Raw genomic sequence first — 5,408 nt, 5'->3', positions numbered from 1 at the left:
CGTCGCCCGCTCAAGGGCTCACTGTTTCGGGAACGAGCGGTAGGGCCGGAAATTCCTTTAGGCCCGGCTCCGGCGCATCCTCCCCGGAAAATTGCCTGGCCCCGGTCGCGGTGCCTTCCACCGCCGCCAGGCCGTAGGCGTCGAGTATCTCCCGAACCGCCTTCGACACCTTGCGGTCAAGGTCGTCCCGCCAATCCAGTTCCGACTGCCCGTACAGGATCACCCGCCGGGTGCTGAGGTCGATGGGAATGTCGGCGGCGCTGCGGGAAATCAGCAGCACCGGCTTGGCCAGCGTGTGGGCGATGCCCAGTTCGTAGAAAACGTTCGGATTCCGTCCGCTGATGTCGGTAATGACGAAATCCGCGCCATTGATGCTTTGCCAGATGTCGTTGAGGATATCGGTCGGGGTGAACAGATCGTCCCCGCGCACCGGCTGGACACCGGCGGCCTCGCAGACGCGGGACAGGATGCGGTGAACGTCGTTCGACCATTCCAGGCTGAACGGCATGACGATGAAGCAGCGCACCCGCCCCTGTCCACCGGACGCTTTCGGCGGCAGGTAAAGCCGCTCGGGTCCGAGGAAAAGCACATCCCGCCGGAGCCGCGTCGCCGCCTCGCGGAGGGCGTCCAGGTAGGCGCCGAGGCCCGTGGAGAGCAGGGTCGCCCGGATGCGCGGCTCCGCCTCGCGCCAGTCACAAGGGGCGAAGCGTCCGCAATAGAGATTCTCGGTATGGACTTGTAGATATTTGACGGTCTCGTCGAAACGCTCGGTGATCCACACCAGGATCACCACCAGCGCCACGATGAACAGCACGGAAAAGAACGACTTCCAGACGGAATGGATCGGCGTCAGCCACACCGCCACCAACAGCAAGGCGCCGCCGAGGGAGAGCATAATCAGAATGCCCGAAAGGCCCGACCGATCTGCGCCGGGCGCCTTTCCGGGCGCGGGGCTAGGCTCCGGCTGTGGCGCGAACCGCGCCGCCGCGCCGGGCAGCGCCACCAGCGCGGCCAGCATCAGGAATTCCCCAAGCATCCAGAATGGCTCAATGACGGCGGGAACCTCCGCCTCGGCGTAAGCCATGTCGCTCGCCACCTGCAACACCGTGGCGAACAGCATCCAGGTCAGCACCGCCGATTCGCCAAGCAGGATCGAAGCCAGCCCGACGACCAGGGTGATGAATTCGAGACCAGCCGCGACCGCGTCGAGTCGGCCCGCGACGGTGTCCAAAATGTTGGAGCCGTATTCGGGATAGTAGTAATTGGCCAGGATCAGGGCCAGGCCGAACATCAGGATGGCGAACACCGCCCCGGTGAGGACCGAGGGCGGACGCCGCCGCCACTGGTCGATGACCCGGTAGCCCCAGGCGCAGATCCAGGCGAACACGAACAGGGCGTAGCTGACCGACGAATAGCTGGGCGTCCCTTCGCCCGAAAAGTGGAAGCCGGGATGAATGCCGGGGGGATCGTACATGATCCACGAGGCGCACAGCGTGACTAGGCCGAGTCCGGTCAGGCGCAGGAAGCCGGCATGGGGTTCGCCGACGCGCCGGGCGACCAGGAAGGCCAGGGTGGCCGAGAGGCCCGTCACCGAGCTTTCGTCCCAGTTGTAATAAGCCGACCCGAAAGCCGCCGGTCCCAATACCAGCCAGACCGTGAGCCAGAGCAGGTAGGTGGCGGCCAGGGCGCCTAGTTTTAGGGTGGTTTTGTCGTGCATGGGTGGATTTTGATTGTTATTGATTTATGGGCAAGGTGTTCAGTTGGTGGCTGAACGCGGCATATATGAAGCTCCGTGTCCCGCCGCCGAATGCGCCACATAGGCTGATGGGTGCCAGCGCAGCGAAACCCATCGCTCCGGCTGGGAGGCATGATGGGTCCCTGGACGGCCCTTGGCAAGTGGCTGGGACAGGACGGCGGTTGGCTGGCTCATCGAATGCTGGCTAATTGTCGAGACCCGGCTGAGCTTGCCGACCCGCCACGCGAGGCGTGAGAGCAAACGCCCTCCGCTAGGTGGCAGCGTTTGTGTTTCAAGCGCGACCTGATTTCAAAAAAATCTATACTACGCCCCCTCCCATTGGAAAATGGCCTTGCCATAGCCATTCATCGGCTTCGACCACATTTTCCCAACGAACACGGTTTAGCAGCAGCGTGAAAAGCCATGAACGAACAAACCTACCTAGAACAGCGGCTCCAAGATCAAATCGACTGGTTCGACAGGAAAAGCCAAGCCTATCAAACCCGCTACAAACATCTGCGTATGCTGGAAATACTCGCGGCTTCGAGCATTCCGTTCCTGTCTGGATACACCGAAACCTTGGCTTACATCACGCCAACGGTGGGGATGCTGGGCCTTCTGATTACGATCATCGCCGGGCTGCTCAGCCTCAACCAATATCAGGAGCGCTGGCTCGAATACCGCTCGACCGCCGAAGCGCTCAAACAGGAGAAGTTTCTATACCTCACCCGCACCGAACCCTACGACGGCGAGCGGCCATTCAACAGGCTAGTGCAGCGGGTGGAAGGCCGCCTCGCCAAGGAAAATAGCGTCTGGGCGCAGGCCGCCGTGAAAGAGAGCCACAGCGCCGGGGACAACCAGCCGCAACCGAGCCGCGATCTGGCAGACGCTTGAACGCGCCCGGACGCCCCACGGATGGCCCGTTTGCGAGCCGCAGGGCACTGCCCTTAGGTTAAGCCGGTCTGGAGTCCGAACTTTAGTTTGAAAAATGGCGTAAGCCATTGAAAATAAATCCAAACTAAAGTTCGGACTCCGAATACGAAAGCCCGTCCTTCCAGGACCACGAGCGCTTAACTTGACTTAAGGCGATAAGCTTCAAAGGCTGATTGTGGCGAATCTTCGACATAGCATCACCCGGGTCGTGTTGGAACTGGACATCGCCCAAGAACGGCAGGCGGAGCCGGTTCGGAAACGGGTCGGCGATTTCTGCCGGGCTAGCTTGGGCGAGGTCTTGGAAGCCTGTTTGATCGAGTTCGGGACCGGCGACACGGTGTTCCTGTTCGAGCGGGTGGAATTGGAGCTTGGCCCCGTGGCCGAAGACCGCCTGGAGGATGACCTCGCGAGAAAAATCCGGGCAGCGCTGCGGCGCTTTCTGGCCGAGAAACTGCCCCGCCGCTGGCCGGAACCCAGCGCGGAAGCGGTTCCGGCGGGGCTTGGCGGCGCTTCGGAGTTGGCGCCGCTGCATGGCTTGGCCGATTATCTGGCGCGGGGGGTTCTGCCGGGCGCCACGGGCGCGGCGACCCATCCCGACCGTCTGCTAATCGCGGCGGCGGACGCCACGCCGGAGGCACTGGCCCGGCTGCTGCGGGAGCTTGGTCAAAAAGCCGGTATCCGCAAGCGGATCGCCAGCCATGTTTCCGAAAGCACCCTGCACCGGCTGATCCGCCTGCTGGAACCGGATCACGCCGGTTTCATCATCGACCTAGCCCGCGCCCTGGCGGAATGGCCGGGACCGGGCTTAGCGAACCGCCGCGTCCTGAGCCGCATGGCCTGGGAATTCGTGCTGGCCTATCTCTTGGTGGAGCGGGGGCTTGAATTCAACCGCCGCGCCTTCGTCGAGAGTCTGGCGCGGCAAGTGGCGGGACGCCTCGCCGTTTCCTACGGGGAGCTGGCGGGCCGCTTGGCCCGCGCCGAATCGGGCCGACCCGAACTGGACGGGGCGGTATTGTTGGAAATCGCCGCTGCCGGGAAATCCGCCGAGCCGGAGTCCGTCAGCCCGGCCCGGCGCCGCCTCCAAGTGCTGGAATCGTTTCTGTCGGGCGGGGTGATGCCATGGCCGGTGGGCATTGATCCCGGCCTGGGGATCAACCGGATTCTGGATTCCCTCATGGACGAGGCCCCCGACGAACTGCTCTACCTGCTGCGTCGCCTGGGCTACCGGGACAGCGTCCGCAAGCGTCTGGCCTTCGAGTTTTCCGGGCGGGTGATCGAGCGCTTGGTGGGCTTGCTGGAACCCGGCGATGCCGGGCTGATCGTCGCCTACGTCCGGGACGTGGCCGAGGTTCAGGCGCGTCGGCCAGTGGTGCAGCAGGAAAACCGCGGTTTCAGGAAAACCCTGTGGGAATTCGTCCTGACCTTCCTGTTGTGCGAGCGGGGTTCCCACTTCAACGCCCGCTCCTTCGTCAAAAGCACCCTGCTCAAGATGGCGGCCCGCTACCGCATCGCTTATGGCGAACTATTACTGGGCCTGATCGTGCGTAGCGATTTGCTGCGTACCGTGGCCTCGCAACGCTACTCGCTGCCATCCATCCTCCTGTCCCTGGCGGACGAATTCCACGTCGGCCTAGTGACGTCATCAACGCCCAGGCTGGCGGGGGAGGAGCATTCCCAGGCACACGCCAACCCAGCCCCCAACGGGAGCGGTTCCCAACCGCGACCGAACCCGCATTCCCAGGGTCATGACGACCTGGACCTCCTGGCCCACTGGCTGGCGAACGGGCGGCCCCCCGCCTGGAGCCGGTTCGCCGATGCGGGCGGCCTGCGCCACCTGCTGGCCGGATTGCGGCGGCAACGGCCGGAGGAGCTGGCGCGTCTATGGTTCGATCTGGCCCACGATCCGGCGGTGGCAGCGCGTTCGGACATCGCGGCGGTGGTCCGGGAATTCGCCGACCTCCCGCATATAGATGACGGTGGAATGAAAGCTTCTTTTGACCACCCTCACCCCAGCCCCTCTTCGACTCCGCTCAGAACAGGTCTCCCAGAGGGCGAGGGAGCATATAACGCCCCCCCGTTCGACGCGGTGGCAACGTGGGCCGGGGAGGCGGGCGCGGCGCGAATGGAGGACTCCGCTCGGGCAACACCGGCCGCCGCCGACGCACTGGAACGCCTGCTGCGCTATGGCTTATGGCCTGCGGCGGCGCGGGAGGGGTCCGAGGCGGAATGGGTGGCGTGGCTGGCATCCCTCACCGATGGGGCGGTGCTGGCGGCGCTGCGCCGGGTCGGTCCCTTGGAGTCCGCCGTGAAGCGGCTGGCGCGGCGGCTTCCGGCAGCGTTTTACGAGCGGGTGTTCGACTTGCTCGCCGGGACCGGCCTTGTCCCCGCCTGCCGGACGGCGCTGGAAGCACTGGCCGGGGAGGATGCGGCCTACGCCGGACAGGTTCGGGCCTATCTGCTGGCTTACCTGCTGAGCCAAGAGCGGGAACAGCCGGGACCGCCGGACGCCGAAGACCTGCTGCGGCGGGTGCTTAGTGCGCTGGCAATCCGTTACGGCCAGCCCTATCGGCGGCTGTTGGAGACGCTGGCGAACACCGTGCGGGGTGGCGAACTAGAACCCATGGTGGCGATGTTGCGCCGGGAGATGCGGGCTGACGCCCCCACGGACGGCCCCGTGGGAGCGGGCTTCAGCCCGCGACCGGAATCCAGGGGCGCGTCCGGTCGCGGGCTGAAGCCCGCT

General features: G+C 64.8%; 3 protein-coding genes. 2 read left to right on the top strand and 1 reads right to left on the bottom strand.

Annotation, left to right across the window (positions count from 1 at the left end):
• Positions 1 to 10: 10 nt before the first annotated feature.
• Positions 11 to 1,717, bottom strand: a complete 1,707-nt coding sequence (locus ACXWUF_RS17745) for a hypothetical protein (RefSeq protein WP_458495948.1) — start codon at positions 1,715 to 1,717, stop codon at positions 11 to 13.
• 441 nt (positions 1,718 to 2,158) lie between these two features.
• Between ACXWUF_RS17745 and ACXWUF_RS17740 the strand changes: the two genes are divergently transcribed.
• Positions 2,159 to 2,629 (top strand): DUF4231 domain-containing protein, encoded by a 471-nt coding sequence (locus ACXWUF_RS17740; RefSeq protein ID WP_458495947.1) that lies wholly within the window; start codon positions 2,159 to 2,161, stop codon positions 2,627 to 2,629.
• Positions 2,630 to 2,843: 214 nt separating this feature from the next.
• Positions 2,844 to 5,408, top strand: a 2,565-nt coding sequence (locus tag ACXWUF_RS17735; protein ID WP_458495946.1) for a contractile injection system tape measure protein, incomplete at its 3' end; no start/stop codon positions are given.

The organism is Methylomagnum sp., from assembly GCF_054333355.1.
The sequence above is the reverse complement of the archived record's forward strand: the minus strand, read 5'-3'. Positions and strand labels throughout refer to the sequence as shown.